A 22,999-nucleotide genomic window follows, 5' to 3' on the forward strand; every position below is an offset into this window, starting at 1 on the left:
CCTCGCACGCAAGGCGCGCTCCTACGCGGTGGCGGCCAGGTACTGGTCCTTCAGGCGCACGTAGTGCTGGGCCGAATACAGCAGGCTCTCGATTTCCTTGTCGCCCAGCCGGCGCACGAAACGGCCGGGATTGCCCAGCCACAGTTCGCCTTCCCCCACCACCTTGCCCGGGCCGATGATGGCCCCGGCGCCGACGAAGCCGTGCGTCATGACCGTTGCGCCGTCGAGGATGCACGCACCCATGCCGATCAGGCAGCGGTCGGCGATGCTGCAGGCATGGATGATGGTGCCATGGCCGATGGTCACGTCCTCACCGACCAGGGTCGGATGGCCGGCCTGGTTGTAGGGGCTGTGGTGGCTGACGTGGATGATGGTGCCGTCCTGCACATTGGTGCGTGCACCGATGCGGATGTGGTTGACGTCGCCGCGGATGACGGTGCCTGGCCAGACCGATACATCGTCGCCCAGTTCCACTTCGCCGATCACGGTGGCAGCGGGGTCCACGTAGACCCGCTGGCCCAGGGTGGGAAGGCGGCCAAGATAGGGGCGCAATGCGGTCAGGGTCTGATGCATGGCCGCATTGTAGTGCGCCGATCCGCATCGGAAGACATACACTCGGCCCATGACCATCACCGCCAACATCGCCGCCAACGCGGCCATTACCGCAGCCAATGCGGCCATCACCGCCGCCACTGCCGACAGGGCCGCCAGCCATGGCGATTCGCCAGGCAACTGGCAGCCCGCAGAGGCCGGCGGCGATACCGCAGTTGCCGAGCTCGCGCCGATGCTGCAGCAGTTGCGCCGGGCGTGGCAGGCCAACAAGCCCGGCTATGACCAGCGTCGCGCCGACCTGCAACGACTGCGTGAGGTGCTGAAACGACGGCTGGAGGAAATGGCCGGGACCATTGCCGAAGATTTCGGCCAGCGCTCGCGTCATGAAAGCCTGATTGCCGACGGCATGACCGTGCTCAACGAGATCGATCACCTGCGCGGCCAGCTGCGCAAGTGGATGAAGCCCAGGCGCGTTGGCGTGGGCTGGCGCTTCTGGCCCGCGCGCGCGGAAGTGCGCAGCGAACCGGTCGGCGTGGTGGGCGTGATTTCCCCTTGGAACTATCCGGTCAACCTGGCCCTGATTCCGCTGGCCACCGCCATTGCCGCCGGCAACCACGTCTACCTGAAACCGTCCGAGCACACGCCCCATACCACCGGCTTCCTGCGCAGCCTGCTGGCCGAGGTGTTCCCGGCCGATCGCGTCGCCGTCGCCGCCGGCGGCGCCGACGTGGCGGGCGCGTTCGCCGCCCTGCCCTTCGACCACCTGGTGTTCACCGGCTCGACGGCGGTCGGCCGCAAGGTCATGGCCGCCGCCGCACCGAACCTGACCCCGCTGACCCTGGAACTGGGCGGCAAGTCGCCAGCCATCGTCTGCGCCGACTTCCCCCTGGAACAGGCGGCCGCGCGCCTGGCGACCGGCAAGTGGTTCAACGGCGGCCAGACCTGCATCGCCCCGGATTACGTGCTGATCGACGAAGGCCGTGCCCCGGCGCTGGCCGAGGCGCTGCGCGAACAGGTGCGAGCGCGCTACGGCACGCTGGCCGACTCCGCCGATTACACCCGCATCATCAACGACGGCCAGTACGCGCGCCTTGAAGGCTATCTGGACGACGCGCGCGCGCGCGGACTGCAGGTGCTGGCGCTGGGCCAGAACGGAGCAGCCGGCGAGCGCCTGTTCGCGCCGACGCTGGTGCTGGAACCGGGCGACGACGCCAGGGTGATGCAGGAAGAGATCTTCGGGCCGATCCTGCCGATCAAGTCCTACCGCAGCCTCGAGGAGGCCATCGCCTACGTCAACGCGCACGACCGCCCGCTGTCGCTGTATCCCTTCAGCCATGACCGCACCAAGGTGGAGCAGATTTTGCGCAGCACCCTGGCCGGCGGCGTCACCGTCAACGACACGGTGCTGCATTTCGGCATCAACAACCTGCCGTTCGGCGGCATCGGCCCCAGCGGCATGGGCGCCTACCACGGACGCGCCGGCTTCGATGCCTTCAGCAAGGCGCTGCCGATCCTGTGGCAGCCGCGGCGCGCGGGCAGCGACATGCTCAAGCCGCCTTATTCGAAGGTCGCACGCTTCATCGATTTCATCATCCGCTAGGCGCGCATGCATTACCCATAGCAGCGGGCCTGGCCCGCGATGCCTTACCCTGACGCCATCGGAAAGCATCGCGGGCCAGGCCCGCTCCTACCAAGAGCGCACCATGAAAATCGCCAGCTGGAACGTCAACTCGCTCAACGTGCGCCTGCCGCACCTGCAGCAGTGGCTGGGCACGTTCGCACCGGACGTGGTTGGCATCCAGGAAACCAAGCTGGAGGACCACAAGTTTCCCGACACCGTGCTGGCCGAGGCCGGCTATCGCAGCGTGTTCGCCGGGCAGAAGACCTACAACGGCGTGGCCCTGGTGTCGCGGCTGCCGGCCAGCGACGTGCAGGTGGGCATTCCCGGCTTCGACGACGAACAGAAGCGCGTCATCGCCGCCACCGTGGGCGAGGTGCGCATCGTCAACCTGTACGTGGTCAACGGCCAGGACGTGGGCACCGAGAAATACGCCTACAAGCTGCGCTGGCTGGAGGCGGTGCACGCCTGGCTGGAGCAGGAGCTGCGCGCGCATCCGAAACTGGTGGTGCTGGGCGATTTCAACATCGCCCCCGACGAGCGCGACGTGCACGACCCGGCATTGTGGAACGATTCGCACATCCTGACTTCAAGCGCCGAACGCGACGCGCTCAAACGCCTGTACGCGTTGGGCCTGCACGACGCCTACCGCCTGCACAACGAGGCCGGCGGCGTCTTCAGCTGGTGGGATTACCGCATGGCCGGCTTCCGCCGCGACCTGGGCCTGCGCATCGACCTGACCCTGGTCTCCGAAGCCTTGCGCGAAGACGCCTTCGCCGCCGGCATCGACCGCGAGCCGCGCACCTGGGAACGCCCCAGCGACCACGCGCCAGCCTGGGTCGAACTGAAAAACTGAAGGCACCGCCTGCGCGCCGGGCTTCCATGTTGCGGTTGTCGTGGGAGGGGCTTCAGCCCCGAGGCTTCTGCCTGCAAAGCCCGCGCTGAAGTTTTTCCCACACTGTTCGCAACAACCCGCAATCTCCAGACGAACAAAGGCCCGGCAATGCCGGGCCTTTGTGGTGCCACGAACCATGGGTGCGTCTACATGCGCACGCGGTCGCAGCGAAACGTTTAGCGCGTTCTGCCGCGCGTAAACAGGTTGACGATAAGCAGCAACACGACCGCGCCAATGAACGCGGTGATCAGGAAACCGATCGTGCCACCCATTGCGAAACCAAGCTGCGGCAACAGCCAGCCGCCCAGGAAACCGCCGATGATGCCAACTACGACGTTGAGGATGATGCCTTGTGAGCCATCGCGCTTCATTACGATGCTGGCAAGCCAGCCTGCGATACCACCGACAATCAGATAGATCAGAAAATTCATCCAGCGTTCTCCTTGCTTTTACTTGTGGAAGGGCGTCCCTGCTTCGTGCAGGAACAGTTGAACTCTCAACTGGCAACGATTTAAGGCTTCGATATGTGAAACCTGTGTTAAACCCGCGTCCTGGTGGGGCCCTCTCCTGTTGACGGGATAGATAGCGCAAACCGGCGGGGCTTGCACGCCGCTGCGCAGCAGGGCGACCACCGCGCCGGCCATCGACTACATTGGTACGCATGTCGCACGAATTTCCAGAAACGCCGGTCCGCCTGTGGCTGCTGCGCCATCCCCGTCGCGAGCGTGGCGAACCCTACGTGCGCCCGCTGCTGTGCGAGGCGCTGGGCTGCGATGACGACCAGCTGCCGCTGTCGCGCGGCAGCGAAGGCCGGCCCTTGCTGGGGCCTCCCTACCAGCATTGCGACGCGGGCTGGAGCCACAGCGGCGACGCGCTGCTGCTGGCCCTGGGTGAATCGGTGCAGTTGGGCGTGGACATCGAACAGATCCGGCCGCGGCCGCGCGCGCGGCAATTGGCGGCACGCTTCTTCCATGCCGATGAAGTGCGCTGGCTGGACGAACAGGACGAGGCCGCCATGGAATTTTCCTTCGTGCGCCTGTGGTGCGCCAAGGAAGCGGTACTCAAAGCCCATGGAAAGGGCTTGTCGTTCGGCCTGGAGAAACTGGTGTTCGCCGAGACCGCCGGCGCGCTGCAACTGGTCGACTGCGATTTCGCCCTGGGCCGGCCGCAGGACTGGAGCTTGCGCGAGTGGACGCCCTTGCCCGGTTATAACGCGGCGCTGGCCTGGCGTTCCACTGCCGGCCCGTAGGTCCTCCGGTCGTCTGCGATACTGCGGCGATGACCAACTCCCCTTTTCCACGCGCGCTGCAGGACGAACTCGACAACGGCCTGGCCGCGCTGGGCCTGGATGCCGGCACGCTGGCGCCGCCGCTGCTGGCGTACCTGGCGTTGCTGGACCGCTGGAACCGCACCTACAACCTCACCGCCATCCGCGACCCGCGCGAGATGGTCACCCGCCACCTGCTCGACTCGCTGGCCATGCATCCCTTCGTCGTGGACGGCAGCCTGGCCGACCTGGGCACCGGACCCGGCCTGCCCGGGATTCCGCTGGCCCTGGCCCGGCCCGGCCTGCAGGTCACGCTGGTGGAAAGCAACGGCAAGAAGGCCCGCTTCCTGCGCGAGGCCGTGCGCACGCTGGGCCTGGCCAACGCCCGCGTGGCCGAATCGCGCGCCGAAGCGCTGGAGGTCGATGCCGATAACCGCGGCGGCGCCTATGACGCGATCACCGCCCGGGCGCTGGACACATTGGCGGGCATCATCAAGGTCGGCGGCCACCTGCTGGGGCCGGGCGGCAAACTGCTGGCGATGAAGGGCGTGCGGCCGGAAGAGGAAATCGCCGCATTGCCGGCGGGCTGGACGGTTTCAGGCGTGCATGCGCTTGCCGTACCGGGGCTGGTCGGCGAACGCCACCTGGTGATCATCGATCGCGATGCCTGAAACAGGCGCTCCCCTTCGTCAACGGAGGATTGAGGGGCTTTTCTTTTCGCGACGAGGGGAAAATCCCCCGTAACCCCGTTGCCATAGGCGGCAGGGCCTGGAGCGCATGCGCGTCGAGTGGGCACAAACAGCTCAAATCCGTATGCCTGGCCCCGATTCCCCAAAGTTGCCGCCCGCATCCCGCATAATCCCCGGCCCACCATGGTTCCTTCGAGGCGCTCCTGCATGGCCCGCATCATCGCCATTGCCAACCAGAAAGGCGGAGTCGGCAAGACCACCACCGCAGTCAACCTGGCCGCGGCGCTGGCGCGCGCGCCCAAGCGCGTGCTGCTGGTCGACCTGGATTCGCAGGGCAACGCGACCATGGGCAGCGGCATCGACAAACGCGAGCTGGAAGCCTCCAGCTATGACGTGCTGCTGCAGGAAGCCGATGCGCGCAACGTGATCGTCAGGACGCCGGAAGGCTTCGACCTGTTGCCCGGCAACATCGACCTGACCGCCGCCGAGATCCAGCTGATGCAGATCGATGGCCGCGAACAGCGCCTCAAGGCCGCGCTGGATCCGTTGCGCGAGGACTACGATTTCATCCTCATCGACTGTCCGCCGGCGCTGTCGCTGCTGACCCTCAATGCGCTGACCGCCGCCGATTCGGTACTGGTGCCGATGCAGTGCGAGTACTACGCGCTGGAAGGCCTGAGTGCGTTGATCGAAACCATCGATGCACTCAAGGCGCGCCTGAATCCCGGCCTGGAGATCGAAGGCGTGCTGCGCACGATGTTCGACGTGCGCAACAACCTGGCCAATGCGGTGTCGGGCGAACTGACCAACCATTTCGGCGACCAGGTGTTCCGCACCATCGTGCCGCGCAACGTGCGCGTGGCCGAGGCGCCCAGCCACGGCCAGAGCATCGTCGGCTACGACAAGGCCAGCCGCGGCGGAGTCGCCTACCTGGGCCTGGCGGGCGAGATCCTGCGCCGCCAGCACGAACGCAACAAGCCGCCCGCCAGGCCGCAATTCCGCCACCCGGAGAACGTGTAAATGTCCGCCCCCAAGAAGCGCGGCCTCGGCCGCGGCCTCGAAGCTTTGCTTGGTCCCAAGGCCGCCGCCACGGCGCCACCGGAAGCCCAGCCGGGCGAGACCCTGCGCCAGATCCCGGTGACGCAGCTGCAGGCCGGCAAGTACCAGCCGCGCCTGCACATGGACCCGGCCAAACTCAGCGAGCTGGCCGAGTCGATCAAGGCCCAGGGCGTCATCCAGCCGATCGTGGTCCGCGAGCTGCCGCCCGGCAGCGAAGGTCCGGCGCGCTACGAGATCGTCGCCGGCGAACGCCGCTGGCGCGCCTCGCAGGAGGCCGGCCTCGCCGACGTGCCGGTGGTGGTGCGCGAGCTGGACGACCGCACCGTCATCGCCATGGCCCTGATCGAGAACATCCAGCGCGAAGACCTCAATCCGCTGGAAGAGGCCCAGTCGCTGCAGCGGCTGATCGGCGAGTTCTCCCTGACCCACGCCGAGGCCGCCGAAGCGGTGGGGCGTTCGCGCGCCGCCGTCTCCAACCTGCTGCGCCTGCTGGAACTGCCGCCGGCCATCCGCGCCCTGCTGGAAGCCCGGCGCCTGGAAATGGGCCATGCCCGCGCGCTGCTGACCCTGTCCCCGGACCTGGCCAGCAGGCTGGCCTCCGACGCCGCCGACCAGGGCTGGTCGGTGCGCGAGGTGGAGCACCGCGCCCAGCAGTTCGCCGCCGGCAAGGTGCCGGTCAACGGCGGCCGCAAACCCAAGCCGGGCAAGGCGGCGCCGCAGGCCGACATCGCTTCGCTGGAAACCGAGCTGTCCGAGTCGCTGGGGGCCAAGGTCGCCATCGCCCACGGCCGCAGCGGCAAGGGCAAGCTGGTCATCCATTACACCGACCTGGACACCCTGGAAGGGGTGCTGGAGCGGCTGCGGGGATCGGCGGCGCGCTGATTCCGCGGACCCCGAGCAAGCGGGCAGCCAGCCATGCCTGCCGGGCAGGCCCGGTTTCGGCCCCCGGTTCGCCCCTAAGTGTTTGCGCCAGAAGGGGAAGATGGGCATAATGCGCGGCTCGCTGCGTCCGGTCTGTCCGGATTTGCGTCCGGAAGTGCGATTCCGGCCCGCCCCGGCAGTGGAACCTTTACCCGTATCGCGTGATGCCCGACTCCCTTGGAGCCTGCATCGGGGCCGCCGTCCCCCTGGCTAAGGGCGACAAGATCAACCATCGAGGTGCGTAATGTCCCGCGTATGCCAAGTGTCCGGCAAGCGTGTGATGACGGGTAACAACGTCAGCCACGCCAACAACAAGACCCGTCGTCGTTTCCTGCCCAACCTGCACGAACGCCGTTTCTGGGTTGCCAGCGAAAACCGCTGGATCAAGCTGAAAGTATCCGCGCATTCCCTGCGCACCATCGACAAGAATGGCATCGACTCCGTTCTGAAAGAGCTGCGTGCGCGCGGCGAAAAGGTCTGAGGAGATAAATCATGGCAGGCAAACGCGACAAGATCCGTCTGATTTCCTCGGCCGGCACGGGCCATTTCTACACGACGGACAAGAACAAGAAGAACACCCCGGGCAAGATGGAAATGAGCAAGTACGACCCGGTCGTGCGCAAGCACGTGATGTACAAGGAAGGCAAGATCAAGTGACACATTGGCCCGCGCGCCAGCGCGGCTTTGCCAACGTGTCATCCCCGCGAAGGCGGGGATCCACGGCCTCCTGAGAACCCGCCGAAAGGCGGGTTTTTTAATGCCCATCATTCCTGCGCGAGCACGGCGAATCGGTGGCGGGCCACGCGCGATATCTGCAACGCCCCGGAAACAGCCCCCTCCCTTTTGCGCAGCAAAGGGGAGGTTGGGGAGGGGTGCTCTGGGCGGGGTCCGTCGACTCAACTGAAGTCCTACCCCTCACCAAAGTCCGAAGCATTCGATCCTCGGTTTCATTTCCACGCAAAAGGCACCCCTCCCCCTCCGCTGCTGGCCGCAGCGTCGAGCTCCCCTGCTGCGCAAGGGAGGGGATGGACAATTCAGCCTCTTCTAGGAGGAATGACTTCCTGCACCAACGCCTCATGCTTTGTCCTTTCCACCACCACCCCGCAGAATCCCGGCATGAACGCCTTCCTGCACCAGCTCGCCGACTGGGCCATCCCCATCTCCACCGGCGTCTGGCTGCTGGCGCTGGACTGGCTGATCCGGCTGGCCGCGCTGCTGTGGATTCCCAACCGCACCACCCCGGCGGCGGCTCGCAGCTGGCTGTTGCTGGTCGGTTTCCTGCCGCTGGTGGGGCTGCCGCTGTACCTGCTGTTCGGCCATCCCTGGCTGTCGCGCGAACGCATCCGCCGGCAAGCGCTGGCCTCGGGCGGGATCCGCGACGAGCAGGAGCCGCACGGCGCCCTGCGCTGGCTGCCGGGCGGCCACGGCGCGGCCGGCGAGCTGGTGCCGCTGGTCGAACGGCTGGGCGACTTCATGCCCACCCATGGCAACGCCGTGGAATTGCTGGATGACTACGCAGGCTCGCTGCGGTCGCTGCTGGCCGACATCGACGGCGCCAGCGAACGCGTGCACCTGCTGTACTACCTGTTGCTGGACGATGCGGTGGGCGAAGCGGTCTGCCAGTCGCTGGAGCGCGCCGCCGCGCGTGGGGTGCAGTGCCGGCTGCTGCTGGATGCGGTCGGCGCCAAGCGCGGGCTGCAGCGTTACTCGAAACGCCTGCGCGCCGCCGGCATCGACCTGCACGTGATGCTGCCCGGCGGCCTGCGCTGGCGGCGCAGCGGGCGCATGGACCTGCGCAACCACCGCAAGCTCGCCGTGATCGACGGTTGCGCCGGCTACGTGGGCTCGCAGAACCTGGCTACGCCGGATTTCGTGGCCGGCTTCCCCAACCGCGAACTGGTGGCGCGGGTACAGGGTCCGGTGGTCGCGCACCTGGAAGGCGTGTTCGCCAGCGACTGGTACATCGAAACCGGCGAGCGCCTGCAGGTGAAGCCGGTGCCGGTGGCGGGCGATGCGAACGTGGCCATGCAGCTGCTGCCCAGCGGCCCGGCCTATCCATTCGAGAATGCGCACGACACGGTCAACGCGCTGATCCACCTGGCCCGGCGCCGGATCGTGCTGACGACACCCTACTTCGTGCCTGACGACGCCACGCTCAGCGCGCTGCGCATTGCCGCGTTGTCGGGCGTTGAAGTGCAGCTGATCCTGTCCGCCAGCAACAACCAGCGGCTTACCGCCTGGGCCCAGGATTCCTATTACGACGAGCTGCTGGCCTGCGGGGTGCGCATCGCCCTGTACCGGCCGCATTTCCTGCACGCCAAGCACCTGAGCGTGGACGATGACATCGCCCTGGTGGGATCGATCAACCTGGACATCCGTTCGTTCGCGCTGAATGCGGAAATCGGACTGCTCTGCTACGACGCCGGCGTGGTCGCGCGCATGCGGCAGATCGAAGCCGGCTACCTGGCCGACAGTCGCCACCTTGATCCGCAGGCCTGGCGCCGCCGGCCGGCCTGGCGACGCAGCCGCGAAGGCATCGCCCGGCTGGCCGACTCACTGATGTAAGCGAGGCTGATGCAAGCGAGGCCGACGCAGCAGGCTATGCAGGCGTGGCCGAGCGAAGAAGGCCACCAGGCCATCGCCTACAATGGCGCCCGATGACGACACACACACCTTTCCGCGATTTCGATATCGCCATCATCGGCGGCGGCGCGGGCGGGGTTCTCACCGCGCTGCATGCGCTGCGCCAGGCCGCCGCCGGCACCCGCATCGTGCTGATAGAACCAGGGTCGCGGCTGGCCCAGGGCGTGGCCTATGCCACCCGCCATGGCGAACACCTGCTCAACGTGCCGGCGCGCCGGATGAGCGCCTTCAACGACCTGCCGGATGATTTCGTCGATTACCTGGTGGTGCAGGCAGGCGAAGCAGCGCGTACCGACCTGGCCATCTCCTACGCCGAACGGCGCCGCTATGGCGATTACCTGCGCGACCGCCTCGAGCGTGCGCGCGCCGCGTCGCCCGCCCGTTTCGAATTGCTGCAGGATCGAGTGGTCTCGCTGGACAACGAAGAGGGCGATCTGCGCCTGTCACTGGAATCCGGCGCAACGTTGCGCTGCGCCGGCGTGGTGCTGGCGGTCGGCAACACGCCGAAGCCGCTGCCGGCGCGTGGGGCGTCCAGCCTGCCGCCGGATTCGGTGCTGGAAGCCTGGGACTTCGACGCGATCAAGCGCATTCCGGCCGCGGCCAGCGTATGTATCGCAGGCTCCGGACTGAGCATGGTCGATACGGTGCTCAGCCTGGCCGCCAATGGCCATCGCGGCCGCATCCATGTGCTGTCGCGGCACGCACTGTTGCCGCTGCCACACGCCGAGCATGCGCTGGCCGGATTCGATCCTGAAACACTGCTGGGGCAGAACCTGCGCCAACGCATGCACCGCCTGCGCGAGCTGGCGCGTACCGCCGTCGCGCAAGGCCTGCCATGGCAGGCCGCGATGGAGAGCGTGCGGCCGCTGGTGCAGAAGCTGTGGTGCACGTTGTCCCATGATGACCAGCGCCGCTTCCTGCGCCACGTGGTCCGCTACTGGGACGTGCACCGGCACCGCATCGCCGCGCCGGTGCACGCGCAGCTGCAGGCCCTGCAGGCCAGCGGCCAGCTGCAGCTGCATCGCGGCCGCCTGGAAACCGTGGCGCGCGAAGGTGGACGCATCCGGGTCAGCGTGATGCTGCGCGACCGGCGCCCGTTGCAGCTGGACGTGGACCGCATCGTCAACGCCACCGGCGTGGAGATGCGCGCGCAGCTGATGCGCAACCCGCTGCTGTCGGACCTGCTGGGCAAGGGCCATGCGCGGCCAGGCCCGCACGGGATCGGCCTGGACACGGCCAGCGACGGCGACCTGGTCAACGCCGAAGCCGAAATTCTGCCTGGCGTCATCGTGGTCGGCAGCCTGCGCATCGGCCGCCTGTGGGAGAGCATCGCCGTCCCGGAACTTCGCGGGCAGGCCGAGCGCGCCGCCCGCCAGTTGCTGGCCGGACTGTAGGAGCTGCGTCCGCGGCAACCGGAAACTTGCTTTCCGGTGGCTTTCCCCGGTTTCCGCGTGTCCAGGTCGCAGCCGATGCAGCTTGCACACACCGTACGGCGGCAGAGGGCTGATGACGGCTTATCGACGTAAACTCGGACCCTCACGAGCAGGGAGAGCATAAGCTTGGTTTCCAGCTGGATCCTGCTGTTGGTGTCGGTCACCTATGCCGCGCTGCTGTTCGCGGTGGCCTGGTGGGGCGACAAGCGCCCGCTGTATCCGGACCGGCCGTGGTTGCGGCCGGTGGTCTACAGCCTGGCCCTGGCGGTCTACTGTTCCTCGTGGACGTTCTACGGCGCGGTCGGCAGCGCGGTCCGCAACGGCATCGGCTACCTGCCGATCTACCTGGGCCCGCTGCTGTTGCTGTTGTTCGGCTGGCGCATCATCGAGCGCCTGGCGCTGATCGCGCGCAGCCAGAACACGGTGTCCATCGCCGACTTCATTTCCTCGCGCTACGGACGTTCGCGCCGGCTGGCGGCCCTGGTCACGGTCATCGCCCTGATCGGCGTGGTCCCGTACCTGGCATTGCAGTACAAGGCGGTGGCGCTGAGCCTGGCCGTGCTGACCGGACAGGGTGCCGACAACACCGGTTTCTTCACCGATCCAGCGCTGTATGTCGCGCTGCTGATGGCCCTGTTCGCGGCCCTGTTCGGCACCCGCCAGGTCGATGCCACCGAACACCACCACGGCATGATGCTGGCCATCGCCCTGGAGTCGCTGATCAAGCTGGTGGCGATCATCACGGTGGGCATCTTCGCCTACGTGTGGCTGGGCGGGCAGCCCCTGCACGTGGAGCAGTCGGCGCGCACCCTGTTCGAGAATGCGCCGCCGGTGGGCTTCTTCACCCAGACCCTGCTCGGCTTCCTGGCCATCGTCTGCCTGCCGCGCCAGTTCCATGTGGCGGTGGTGGAATGCAGCGACATCGGCGACATCCGCAAGGCGCGCTGGTTCTTCGGCATCTACCTGGTGCTGATCTCGGTGATGGTGGTGCCGATCGCGGCGGCCGGCGTGGCCATGTTCGGCAATGGCGGCGGCATCGCCAGCGACACCTTCGTGCTGGCCCTGCCGCTGACCGCCGGCAACAAGGCGCTGGCCCTGGTCGCCTACGTCGGCGGCTTTTCGGCGGCCACAGGCATGGTCATCGTCGCCAGCATCGCCCTGGCCACGATGGTCAGCAACGACCTGGTCATGCCGGTACTGCTGCGCCGTGGCTGGGCCGAGCGCCACGCCGAGGCCGACGTGGCCTCGCGCGTGCTGTGGATACGGCGCCTGGCCATCCTGATGCTGGCGCTGTGCGCGTACACCTACTACCGCACCAGCAGCAACGACAATTCGCTGGCCTCGTACGGGCTGATCGCGTTCGCGGCGGTGGCGCAGTTCGCGCCAGGCCTGCTTGGCGGGTTGTACTGGCGGGGCGCCAGTCGCCGCGGGGTGGAAATCGGCATGCTGGTCGGCTTCGGCACGTGGGTCTACACGCTGTTGCTGCCGACCTTGTCGGCCTCCGGCTGGCTGGGCCCGGAATGGCTGCAGACCGGGCCCTACGGCATCCACTGGCTGCGCCCGCAGCAGCTGTTCAACATGACCGGCTGGGACTCGCTGACCCATGGCACGTTCTGGTCGCTGCTGCTCAATACCGCGGTGATGATGCTGGTGTCGGCGCGCTGGCGGCCCAGCGTGGACGAGCGCCTGCGCATCGCCCCGTTCCTGGATCCCTATGCACAGCGGCAGGCGCTGGTGGCCAGCGAATGGCCCGGCAACGTGCGCGTCTCCGACCTGCTGTCGCTGGCCGAGCGCATCGTCGGCGAACGCCACGCGCGCCGCGCCTTCGCCGAGCAGGCGACGATGATGCAACGCGAGTTGCAACCGGCCGCCGCCGCCGATCGCGCCTGGGTGCAGTTCACCGAACGCCTGCTGGCCGCGGCCATCGGCGCGGCGTCGGCGCGCCTGGTGCTGACGAGCGTGCTGCGCGGCTCGGGCATGGAACTGGGCGAAGTGGTGGCGGTGCTGGACGAGGCCGGGCAGGAACTGCGCTTCAACCGCGAGATCCTGTCGACCACGCTGGAGAACATCAGCTCGGGCGTCAGCGTGGTCGACCCGGACATGCGCCTGGTGGCCTGGAACCGGCGCTACCAGGTGATGTTCGGGTTTCCACAGGGCATGCTTTACGTCGGCCGCCCGGTCGCCGACCTGATCCGCTACAACGCCGAGCGCGGCGAACTGGGCGAAGGCGACCTGGAAGCCCAGATCGCCAAGCGCATCGACTACATGCGCATCGGTTCGCCGCACATCTTCGAGCGCGTGCGCAGCGACGGCAGCGTCATCGAGATGCGCGGCCAGGCGCTGCCGGGTGGCGGCTACGTCACCAGCTACAACGACATCACCGACTTCAAGCGCGCCGAGAACGCGCTGCTGGAGGCCAACGAGAACCTGGAGCAGCGCGTGGCCGACCGCGGGCGCGAGGCAGAGGCGGCGCAGCAGTCGAAGACCCGCTTCCTGGCCGCGATCAGCCACGACGTGCTGCAGCCGTTGAATGCGGCGCGGCTGTTCACGTCGGCCTTGCGCGACACCGAGGAGCCGGCCGAGCAGCGCCACCTGGCCGAACGCGTGGACGCCTCGCTGCGCGCGGCCGAGGAGTTGCTGGACGGCTTGCTGGACGTGTCGCGGCTGGATGCCGGCGGCATGCGCACCGAGATCAGCGACTTCGACGCCGGCGCCCTGTTGCGTGAACTCGCCTCGCAGTACGCGCCGGTCGCTGCGGGCCGCGGCCTGGACCTGCGCGTGCATGGCGCCGCCCTGGCGGTACGCAGCGACCGTCGCCTGCTGCGCCGGGTGTTGCAGAATTTCATCGCCAACGCGCTGCGCTATACCCGCAGCGGGCGCATCGTGCTGGGCATGCGCCGGCGCGGGCGCAACCTGGAAATACAGGTCTGGGACAGCGGCCCGGGCATTCCCGAGCACCACATGCGCCAGATCTTCGAGGAGTTCCACCGCTATCCGCAGCCCTTCGACTGGGGCGAGCAGGGCCTCGGCCTGGGGTTGTCGATCTGCCAGCGCATCTCGCGCCTGCTGGGCCACGACCTGGGCGCGCAGAGCAAGGTCGACCACGGCAGCATGTTTTCCATTACCGTGCCGCGCGCGGCGGTGGCCGATGAGTCCGAACGCGCACGCCCGCCCGCACCGGTGCTTGATTCGCTGGCCGGCTTGCGCGTGCTGTGCGTGGACAACGACCAGGAGATCCTGGACGGCATGCGCGCCCTGCTCGGCCGCTGGCAGGTGGAAGTGGTCACCGCGGCCACCGTCGACGAGGCGCTGGAAAAAATCGGCCTGGCACCGGCGGTGATGCTGGTCGACTACCACCTGCACGACCGGCTGGACGGCCTGGAAACCCTGGACGCGCTGCGCCAGGCCAGCGGCACCAACATCGCCGGCGCCCTGCTGACCGCCGACGGGCGTGACGAGCTGAAGCAGCGCGCGCGCGAACGCGGCTATCGGTTGTTGACCAAGCCGGTCAAGCCGGCGTCGCTGCGCGCGTTCCTGGCCGCGCACCACAGCACCCTCAAGCCTTTGGCCACCGAAAAAACCGTGGGGCCGTAGCGCGGCTACCTTGCTAGCGCGCGAACCCGATGACCGCCACGGCCACGCGTTCGGCCGCTTCCCATTGCGGGTAGTGGCCGATGCCGGGCAGCTCGACCACGTCGGGCTGCGGCACCAGCTGGCGATAGCGTTCGACCATGTGCGCGCCTGACACCGGATCGTCCATGCCGGCGACCAGCCGCAGTGGCATGGGCGCATCGACCAGCGCACCGACCCAGCGTTCGCGGCTGCGCCTGCGCTCGCCGATGTAATGCAGCAGCCGTCCCATGATCGCGCGGCCGCCGTTGTAGTTGATCAGCGCCCAGAAGCGCGCCAGCTCCGCCGCGTCGGGCGGGGTGTCGGCGCCGAAGATCGCGCGCATGTTGCGGCCCAGCGCGCGCGCGTTGAACAGCCGCAGCAGCACCGGCGCCAGTGGCGAACGCAGCAAGGTCTGGATGGGGCGGGCGCGGTGGGTTTCCGGGAACAGCCCGCCGTTGAGCAGGGTCACCGTGAGCAGCCGCACGCCTGCTTCTCCGGATTGCAGGCGTGTCTGATGCCGCGTCATCAGTTCCTGGGCCACGGTGTCGCCATAGTCGTGCGCCAGCAGGTGCACCTCGTGCAGACCCAGCTTGACCAGCAGCCGCTCCACGCGCGTGGCCTGGTCGGCAATGGAATAGGCGTGGTCGCGCGGCTTGTCCGAGAAACCGAATCCGAGCAGGTCCGGCGCGACCAGTCGATAGTGGCCGTGCAGCAGCGGCCAGACCCGGTGCCAGTCCCATGACGCGGTGGGATAGCCATGCAGGCACAGCAGCGGCGGACCGTCGCCATCGTCGCGATAGAAGCTGCGGTGGCCTGCATGTTCGAAATAGCGGCCGGCGGCCAGCCACTCCTGCAGTTGCGGATCGATCGGCGTAGCCTGCGCCGGCATCACTCGTCGAACCGCAGGTGCCGCACCGATTTGCCGTGGCGGCGGATCAGCTTCAGGGCTTCGATGCCGATATTGATGTGGCGGTCGACGAAATCGGCGCTGATGCGCGCGTCCGACGCCTCGGTCTTGACGCCTTCGGGGATCATTGGCTGGTCGGACACCAGCAGCAGCGCGCCGCAGGGAATGCGGTTGGCGAAACCGGCGGCGAAGATGGTCGCCGTTTCCATGTCGATGGCCATGCAGCGCAGCTTGCGCAGGTATTCCTTGAACTCGACGTCGTGTTCCCAGACCCGGCGGTTGGTGGTGAACACCGTGCCGGTCCAGTAATCGTGGCCGAGGTCGCGGATCATGGTCGAGACCGCGCGCTGCAACGCGAACGCAGGCAGCGCCGGCACTTCGGGCAGCAGGTAATCGTTGCTGGTGCCCTCGCCACGGATCGCCGCGATCGGCAGCACCAGGTCGCCGAGCTGGTTCTTGCGTTTCAGGCCGCCGCACTTGCCCAGGAACAGCACCGCCTTGGGCATGATCGCCGACAGCAGGTCCATCATCGTGGCCGCGTTGGGACTGCCCATGCCGAAATTGATCATGGTGATGCCGTCGATGGTGGCGCTGGCCATGGGCCGGTCCAGGCCGACCACCGGGGCGCCGGTCAGCGCGGAAAACGCGTGCAGGTAGCCGCCGAAATTGGTCAGCAGGATGTGTTCGCCAAACTGGTCCAGCGGCACGCCGGTGTAGCGTGGCAACCAGTTGTCGACGATCTCGTTCTTGTCCTTCATCACAGCTCCTGTCCGGTTTTCGTTGCTGGCCCAATTGTGGCATGCAGCCGCGGCGCGGCACTTGGCAAGCACCGGTGGTCCGGTTAGTTTCAAGGCTGCACTTCCGGGGCAACACCATGCGCATTGCTTTGCTGGCCGTCATCGGCCTGGTTTCCGTGGGCGCGGCTGTCGGCAACGCCGCAGCCAAATCACGCTTTACCGAGGATCCCTACCCCAGCACCTACCGCGCCATCGCCTCGGGCCCGGTGCTGATCGAACACGCCACCGTACTGACCGGCACCGGTGAACGCCTCGACGATGCCGACGTGTTGCTGCAGGACGGCAGGATAGCCGCGGTGGGACGCGCACTGGACGCACCCGCCAACGCAACGCGGGTCGATGCCCGCGGCCGCTGGGTCACGCCGGGCGTCATCGACGTGCACTCCCACCTGGGCGTCTATCCCAGCCCCGGCATGAATGCGCACAGCGACGGCAACGAAGCCACCGCCCCGGTCACCGCCAATGTGTGGGCGGAACATTCGATCTGGCCGCAGGATCCCGGCTTCCACGCTGCGCTGGCCGGCGGCATCACCTCGCTGCAGGTCCTGCCTGGCTCTGCCAACCTGGTCGGCGGCCGCGGCGTGACCCTGAAGAACGTCCCGGCGACCACTTACCAGGGCATGAAATTCCCCGGCGCGCCGTGGGGCCTGAAGATGGCCTGCGGCGAGAACCCCAAGCGCGTGTACGGCCAGAAGGGCGGCCCGTCCACGCGCATGGGCAACATCGCCGGCTACCGCGCCGCCTTCATCGATGCCAGCGAATACCTGAAGAAGAACCAGCCAAAGCCCGCCAAGCCGAAGAAGAAGCGCTGGTGGGAGCGCGCCCGGGGCGATGACAGTGCCGACAGCGCCGGCGACAGCGGCGGCAAGCGCGACCTGAAACTGGACACGCTGGCCGGCGCCATCAACGGCGAGATCCGCGTCCACATCCACTGCTACCGTGCCGACGAGATGGCGACCATGCTCGACCTGGCCAGGGAATTCGGTTTCAAGATCGCCGCCTTCCATCACGGCGTGGAGGCCTACAAGCTGGCCGACCGGCTGGCCGCGGAGGGCGTGTGCGGGGCGCTGTGGGCCGACTGGTGGGGCTTCAAGATGGAAGCCTTCGACGGCATCCAGGAAAACATCGCCCTGGTCGACCGCCCCGCCAACAGCTGCGCGATCGTGCATTCGGATTCGGACGAAGGCATCCAGCGCCTCAACCAGGAAGCGGCCAAGGTCATCGCCAATGCGCGCCGCGCCGGCATCGAGATACCACCCGAGCGGGCGATCCGCTGGCTGACCCGCAACCCGGCCAAGGCGATGGGCATCGACGAGGTCACCGGCACCCTGGAGACCGGCAAGATGGGCGACGTGGTGGTGTGGAACCAGAACCCCTTCAGCGTCTACGCGCATGCCGATCAGGTCTACATCGATGGCGCGCGCGTGTATGACCGCAATGACCGGGCGCGTCAGCCACGGTCGGATTTCATGCTGGGGCAGGGCCTGCCCGGGACGGGATCCGGGGATGCGGCAAGCGAGGGTGGGAAATGAGCACGTTACGCGATCGCTTTGCTCGTCATTCCCGCGAAGGCGGGAATCGCTCCTCTGCAACAGCACCGCAATCTGGCCGGAGAGCTATTCCCGCCTTCGCGGAAACGACGAAGCGAATTTTTTCGGTGCTTTTGATGTTCGGTGCCGGCTTGTCCAGCGTCCCCGCCCTCGCCCAGGACGTGCTCATCCGCCACGCCACCGTGCACACCGCGGGCGCGCAAGGCACGCTGCAGAATGCCGACGTGCTGGTGCAGGGCGGCCTCATCCGCGCGGTGGGCAGCAACCTGCAGGCGCCTGCTTCGATCAGCGTGGTGGAAGCGGAAGGCCGGCCGCTGACGCCTGCCTTCTTCGGCGGCATCACCGAAATCGGCATCGAGGAAGTGTCCGGCGAGTCGGAGACCGTGGACAGCGCGGTGACCCTGGCCGACGGCCAGCCGATGCGTCCGGAATTCGACGTGACCCTGGCCTACAACCCCGAGTCGGTGCTGGTGCCGGTGGCGCGGGTGGAAGGCATCGGCTTCACCCTGCTCGGCGCGGGTACCGGCGGCTCGTTCATCGCCGGCCAGGGTGGCGTGCTGCGACTGGATGGCGGCGCCGACCCGATCGGCCCGCGCGTGCTGTTCGTGAAACTGGGCAGCGACGTGCTGGGCAAGAGCGGCAGCTCGCGCGCGGCGCAATGGATGCTGCTCGACCAGATGGTGGGCGAGGCGCGCGGGCGCATTGCCGCCGACTCGCCGCACGCGCTGCTGACCCCCACCGGGCGCGCAGTACTGGCGCGCTACCTGGCCGGCAACGGCCGCATCGTGGTCACCGTCAACCGCGCCGCCGATATCCGCCAGCTGCTGCGCTGGGCGCAGCGCGAGCGCGTCAACATCGCCATTGCCAGTGGCGTCGAGGCCTGGAAGCTGGCGGCCGAGATCGCCCGCGCACGGGTGCCTGTGTTCGTTGATGCGCTGGCCGACCTGCCCGGCGATTTCGACCAGATCGGCGCCACCCTGGAGAATGCGGCGCGCCTGCATGCGGCCGGTGTCGAAGTGAGTTTCGCCCAGTTCGGCGACGCCTCGCACAACGCGCGCAAGATCCGCCAGTACGCCGGCAATGCGGTCGCCAACGGCCTGCCCTGGGAAGCGGGGCTGGAGGGACTGACGCGGGTGCCCGCGCAGGTACTGGGCGTCGGCGAGCGCCTGGGCACGATCGCACCGGGGAAGCTGGCCGACCTGGTGCTGTGGACCGGCGACCCGCTGGACGTGGCCCACGTGGCCACGCAGCTGTGGCTGGGCGGTAAGCCCATCCCGATGCGCTCGCGCCAGACCGAATTGCGTGACCGTTACCTGCCGGCGGCAGGTCCGTTGCCACGCGCCTATGCACCCTGAAGCCTGCAGGCACGGGCGCCGGGCCGGATCGATGCGCGCAGCGCAGCTGTGCAGGGAGAGGACATGTCGATGACCACCGCATGGGCGCTGCTGCTGGCGGGAACGTTCGCGATCCAGCCACCCGGCCAGTTCCATGCAGGCGAGGCCGTCGCCCGCGACGGCGAACCATGGCTGGCCTTGCGGGTCCACGAGAAGCAGGCAGCGCTGGTGGTGACCACGCTGAACGTGCGCGTCGTACGGGACGAACTGGTCGATGAAGAGGGCGCCCACACTGGCCTGGCGATTTCCTCGCCGCACGACGAGGGCGTCATCGCCTACCTGCGTGGCGGGCGATTGGCTGCGGGCACGATCGAAGCCGTCGACCTGTCGGGCCAGCAGGCCGGCACAGGCTTGCCGTACCAGTTCACTTTCCATGGCCAGCCGTACCGCCTCGCCAGTCAATGCGACCCGCAGCCGCGCACGGTCCAGGAGCAACAGCCCCAGTTCGACTGCCGCATCGAGTTGCACACCGGCGGCCAGCGGCAGCTATTGGCCAGGCTTGGTGGCTACCGCGAGCCCGGCTCCGCCACCATGTCGCTGGGCGACGACGCCAGCCCGACCCTGCGCTTCGCCGGCGACCTGGACCGGGACGGCAAGCTTGACCTGATTTTCGATACGACCGACCACTACAACGTCTCGCGCCCGACCCTGTTCCTGTCATCGCAGGCAGGCCGGGGCGAGTTGCTGCACGAGGTGGCGCGATACGAATCGGTCGGCTGCTGACAGCGCCGGCTGCGTTCAGCCCGCTGTCGCTTCCTGCACCTCGACCCGGTTGCGGCCCCCGTGCTTGGCAACGTACATGGCGCCGTCCGCGCGCTTGATCAGGCTGGCGACGGTGTCGGCGCCATTGCATTCGGCCACGCCGATGCTCACCGTCAGGGCCACTTCGATGCCCTCGACGATGCGGCACTGGGCTTCTATCTGCCGGCGCAGGTGCTCGGCCATGGCGGTGGCGCGGCCGCGGTCGGCGCCGGCCAGGCCCAGCACGAACTCCTCGCCGCCCAGTCGCCCGAGCTGGTCGCCGTACTGCAGTTCGCCGCTGATCAGGCGCACCACCGCGCGCAGGCAGCCATCACCGACTTCATGGCCGAAGCGGTCGTTGACCTGCTTGAAATTGTCCAGGTCCAGGAACAGCAGCGACAGCGGCACGCCTTCGCGGCGGGTGTTGAGGATCGCCCAGTCCAGCCGGTGTTCGATGCCGGCGCGGTTCATGACGCCCGTCAGCCAGTCGCGTTCGGCATGGGCCTGCGCGGTGTCGCGCTCCTGTCGGAATGTCAGCATGCGATCGGCCAGGCCCAGCGCCAGCACCACCGCGCTGAAGGCCAGCACCAGCGGCAGGCCGTACTGCAGCCAGGGTTCGATGGGAATGCCCATGCTCAGCTGCAGCGCGCGCGCGGTGCTGAAGAACACCAGCGGCACCCACGCGATCAGCACGAAGCCCGCGTGCCGACCGCCGCGTCGCCACGCCACCAGCAGGGCCAGGATGGCCAGTGCGTTGGTCGCCAGGAACAGCAGGTTGCCGGCATTGGGGAACCACTCTTTCCTGGCCGGCCACGGCAAGACCAGCAGGAGCAGCAGCACGCCGGGGATGTAGGCGCCCAGCCAGCGCATGCCAGCGCTCAGGCGCGGGACCCAGGTACGCAGGGCCGCGTAGTCGAGCAGCATGTAGACCGTGACCATGGTCGACAGCGTGGCGATGAACCAGATGCCCGGCGCGCCAAATACCGACAGGCCGCGCAATAACGGCAAGGCATAGGCCTCGCCGTAGGAACACAGCAGGAACAGCAGCTGCAGCGCCATGCTGGCGGCGTAGAGCAGGTAGACCCGTTCGCGCAGCACGGCCCAGAACAGCAGCACGGTCAGTGCCACGCCCACCAGCACACCGCAGGACAGCAGCAGCACGCGCACCTGGGTCAGGTCGCGCGCGATGTGGCTGGCGCGCGGCAATACCGCCACCTGCAGTGGATAGCGCGCACCCTGCACGCTGACTTCCACCGCATCGCTGCCAGCCAGGGGGAATACCAGCGCGTGGCGTGAGTACTGCGGGTCCAGGTCCGGCTGGAACAGCGTCTGCGCCATCGGCGGGGTGCCTGCCGCGCCCTGCACCGTGACCCGGGCGCTGTAGGGGTGGTAGACCAGCAGCAACGGCTCTTCCATCCCGGCGACCGGCTGGACCCGCCAGCGCCCATTGGCCAGCACCGAGGGCCGGTTCGGGTCCCGCACGAAATCGCGCTCGGCGAAGATGCCGGCGCTCTGCGCCGGCTGGGCCGGCGCCGTAGACAAAGGATCGATGCGGGCGATGCCCTGTTCCCGCGCATGCACGGAGGACAAGGCCATCACCCCAACCACAGTCGCCAAAAGCCACTGCCTGATCATTTCGCTCCTTGCCTGCGCTTTCAGTGTCCGCCTGAACAGAACGGGCTGACAAGTTCTGGAAGCAAGCAAAATGTGATGGAGATCACATCCCTGGCGCGTGAACGCCTGCAGCCGCCCAAACCGGGGTTATCCCTTGCCCCGGCAGGCTGGCGTGGGCCGCCAAACCCCTGCAACGAGGCTGGTTAGTGCCCCTCGATCGCGATAATGTGGGGCCGTTCACAATTTTATGGCGCGCTGGGTAGCACAAACGCGTTACGTTGCCGCGCTGAATAGCGATGCATGCCGGGAGGGGCTTCATGCGCATTGGGATAGTGGTGGATTCTGCGTGCGACCTGCCGCAGGACTACATTGAGAAGAACGACATCGTGGTCCTGCCGATCACCGTCCGCATCGGCGATGCCGTGCTGGCCGACCACCGCGACGAGGAGGCCACGCTGAGCTTCCTGCATGCGCACGTCGCCGAGCGCGGGCACGAGGCCGAGACGATTCCGTTCTCGGTCGCCCAGATCCGTGACCTGTTCCTGAGCCGGCTGGTCATCGACTACGACCACGTCTACTGCATGACCATCACCAAGACGCGCAGCCCGATCCACGAGAACGCGATGCAGGCCAGCTTCGCGATCCTCAACGACTACAAGCCGGTGCGGCAGGCCGCGGGCCACAATTCGCCGTTCGCATTGCGCGTGATCGATACGCAGACGCTGTTCGCCGCCCAGGGCATCACCGCGGTGGAGGCCGTGCGCATGCGCGCGGCCGGCGAGAACGTGCAGCACATCCGCACCAAGCTGGAATACCTGGCTGCCAATTCGCATGGCTACATGATTCCGCGCGACCTCTATTACCTGCGCGCCCGCGCGCGCACCAAGGGCGACCGCAGCGTCAGCTTCATGAGCGCGGCGCTGGGCAGTGCCCTGGACATCAAGCCGGTGCTGCATGGCCATGCGGGCAAGACCGAGCCCGTCGCCAAGCTCAAGGGCTTCGACAATGCGGTCGAGCAGATGTTCAAGTTCGCCGGCAACCGGGTGATTTCGGGCCTGCTCACGCCCACGCTGTGCATGAGCTATGGCGGCGAGCTGGGCGAATTGCGCGCGCTGCCCGGTTACAACCGCCTGCGCGAGGTCTGCGCCAGCAACAACGTGGAAGTATTCGAGAGCGTGATGAGCCTGACCGGCATGGTCAACGTCGGCAAGGGCGCGGTGGTGGTCGGCTTCGCCGCCGAACCGCACAAGTTCGTGACTTCGTAACGAGCCACTAACGCAGGATCGCTAGGCTGGAGCCCTTCCCAA

General features: G+C 67.6%; 20 protein-coding genes. 15 read left to right on the plus strand and 5 right to left on the minus strand.

The features are described from left to right. Nucleotides 1–21: 21 nt before the first annotated feature. On the minus strand, nt 22–573 hold the full coding sequence (locus DT603_RS11115) for a gamma carbonic anhydrase family protein (RefSeq protein ID WP_162349965.1): 552 nt from the start codon (nt 571–573) through the stop codon (nt 22–24). A 211-nt stretch (nt 574–784) separates the two neighbouring features. On the opposite strand from DT603_RS11115, the gene DT603_RS11120 reads away from it, so the two are divergent. Further along, entirely contained in the window at nt 785–2,152 is a 1,368-nt protein-coding gene (locus DT603_RS11120) for a coniferyl aldehyde dehydrogenase (protein WP_246191792.1), read from the plus strand. Nucleotides 2,153–2,255: 103 nt separating this feature from the next. Beyond that, nucleotides 2,256–3,026, plus strand: coding sequence for an exodeoxyribonuclease III (gene xth, locus DT603_RS11125; RefSeq protein ID WP_162349967.1), 771 nt, complete (start codon nt 2,256–2,258; stop codon nt 3,024–3,026). A 215-nt stretch (nt 3,027–3,241) separates the two neighbouring features. Here the strand turns inward: xth and DT603_RS11130 are convergent, their stop codons facing one another. After that, nucleotides 3,242–3,496, minus strand: coding sequence for a GlsB/YeaQ/YmgE family stress response membrane protein (locus tag DT603_RS11130; protein ID WP_162349968.1), 255 nt, complete (start codon nt 3,494–3,496; stop codon nt 3,242–3,244). 230 nt (nt 3,497–3,726) lie between these two features. On the opposite strand from DT603_RS11130, the gene DT603_RS11135 reads away from it, so the two are divergent. The 9 genes from DT603_RS11135 to DT603_RS11175 all read left to right on the plus strand — a co-directional run bounded on the left by DT603_RS11135 (nt 3,727) and on the right by DT603_RS11175 (nt 14,671). Beyond that, nucleotides 3,727–4,314 carry a 4'-phosphopantetheinyl transferase family protein gene (locus DT603_RS11135; protein ID WP_162349969.1) on the plus strand — a complete coding sequence of 196 codons (588 nt, stop codon included), beginning with the start codon at nt 3,727–3,729 and terminating at the stop codon, nt 4,312–4,314. Between the two features lie 29 nt (nt 4,315–4,343). Beyond that, nucleotides 4,344–5,003: a 16S rRNA (guanine(527)-N(7))-methyltransferase RsmG gene (gene rsmG / locus DT603_RS11140; protein ID WP_162349970.1), complete on the plus strand. Its 660-nt coding sequence runs from the start codon at nt 4,344–4,346 to the stop codon at nt 5,001–5,003. 225 nt (nt 5,004–5,228) lie between these two features. Beyond that, on the plus strand, nt 5,229–6,041 hold the full coding sequence (locus DT603_RS11145; RefSeq protein ID WP_162349971.1) for a ParA family protein: 813 nt from the start codon (nt 5,229–5,231) through the stop codon (nt 6,039–6,041). Continuing rightward, on the plus strand, nt 6,042–6,962 hold the full coding sequence (locus DT603_RS11150) for a ParB/RepB/Spo0J family partition protein (protein WP_162349972.1): 921 nt from the start codon (nt 6,042–6,044) through the stop codon (nt 6,960–6,962). A gap of 283 nt (nt 6,963–7,245) precedes the next feature. Beyond that, nucleotides 7,246–7,482 carry a 50S ribosomal protein L28 gene (gene rpmB, locus DT603_RS11155; protein WP_162315001.1) on the plus strand — a complete coding sequence of 79 codons (237 nt, stop codon included), beginning with the start codon at nt 7,246–7,248 and terminating at the stop codon, nt 7,480–7,482. Nucleotides 7,483–7,490: 8 nt separating this feature from the next. Beyond that, nucleotides 7,491–7,658: a 50S ribosomal protein L33 gene (gene rpmG, locus DT603_RS11160; protein WP_206733724.1), complete on the plus strand. Its 168-nt coding sequence runs from the start codon at nt 7,491–7,493 to the stop codon at nt 7,656–7,658. Between the two features lie 459 nt (nt 7,659–8,117). Further along, a complete protein-coding gene (gene cls, locus DT603_RS11165; RefSeq protein WP_162349973.1) occupies nt 8,118–9,566 on the plus strand; it encodes a cardiolipin synthase in 1,449 nt (482 codons plus the stop codon). 92 nt (nt 9,567–9,658) lie between these two features. Then, a complete protein-coding gene (locus DT603_RS11170; RefSeq protein WP_162349974.1) occupies nt 9,659–11,038 on the plus strand; it encodes an FAD/NAD(P)-binding protein in 1,380 nt (459 codons plus the stop codon). A gap of 165 nt (nt 11,039–11,203) precedes the next feature. Continuing rightward, on the plus strand, nt 11,204–14,671 hold the full coding sequence (locus DT603_RS11175; protein ID WP_162349975.1) for a hybrid sensor histidine kinase/response regulator: 3,468 nt from the start codon (nt 11,204–11,206) through the stop codon (nt 14,669–14,671). A 13-nt stretch (nt 14,672–14,684) separates the two neighbouring features. On the opposite strand, the gene DT603_RS11180 is transcribed toward DT603_RS11175, so the two are convergent. Continuing rightward, nucleotides 14,685–15,578: an alpha/beta fold hydrolase gene (locus DT603_RS11180; protein WP_162349976.1), complete on the minus strand. Its 894-nt coding sequence runs from the start codon at nt 15,576–15,578 to the stop codon at nt 14,685–14,687. Next, a complete protein-coding gene (locus DT603_RS11185; protein ID WP_162349977.1) occupies nt 15,578–16,354 on the minus strand; it encodes an AMP nucleosidase in 777 nt (258 codons plus the stop codon). Before DT603_RS11185 ends, DT603_RS11180 begins: the two co-directional genes overlap by 1 nt. 116 nt (nt 16,355–16,470) lie before the next feature. Between DT603_RS11185 and DT603_RS11190 the strand changes: the two genes are divergently transcribed. The 3 genes from DT603_RS11190 (at nt 16,471) to DT603_RS11200 (ending at nt 20,060) form a co-directional block, all read left to right on the plus strand. Continuing rightward, complete coding sequence (locus DT603_RS11190) at nt 16,471–17,925, plus strand: amidohydrolase (RefSeq protein ID WP_162349978.1); 1,455 nt, start codon at nt 16,471–16,473, stop codon at nt 17,923–17,925. A gap of 149 nt (nt 17,926–18,074) precedes the next feature. Further along, entirely contained in the window at nt 18,075–19,298 is a 1,224-nt protein-coding gene (locus DT603_RS11195; protein ID WP_425500960.1) for an amidohydrolase family protein, read from the plus strand. Nucleotides 19,299–19,361: 63 nt separating this feature from the next. Further along, nucleotides 19,362–20,060, plus strand: coding sequence for a hypothetical protein (locus DT603_RS11200; protein WP_162349980.1), 699 nt, complete (start codon nt 19,362–19,364; stop codon nt 20,058–20,060). Nucleotides 20,061–20,075: 15 nt separating this feature from the next. Here the strand turns inward: DT603_RS11200 and DT603_RS11205 are convergent, their stop codons facing one another. Then, nucleotides 20,076–21,674: a GGDEF domain-containing protein gene (locus tag DT603_RS11205; RefSeq protein ID WP_162349981.1), complete on the minus strand. Its 1,599-nt coding sequence runs from the start codon at nt 21,672–21,674 to the stop codon at nt 20,076–20,078. A gap of 335 nt (nt 21,675–22,009) precedes the next feature. Between DT603_RS11205 and DT603_RS11210 the strand changes: the two genes are divergently transcribed. After that, a complete protein-coding gene (locus tag DT603_RS11210) occupies nt 22,010–22,957 on the plus strand; it encodes a DegV family protein (RefSeq protein ID WP_162349982.1) in 948 nt (315 codons plus the stop codon). The last annotated feature ends 42 nt before the right edge of the window (nt 22,958–22,999 follow it).

Source organism: Pseudoxanthomonas gei (assembly GCF_010119615.1).
GTDB classification, from domain to species: Bacteria; Pseudomonadota; Gammaproteobacteria; order Xanthomonadales; family Xanthomonadaceae; genus Pseudoxanthomonas_A; species Pseudoxanthomonas_A gei.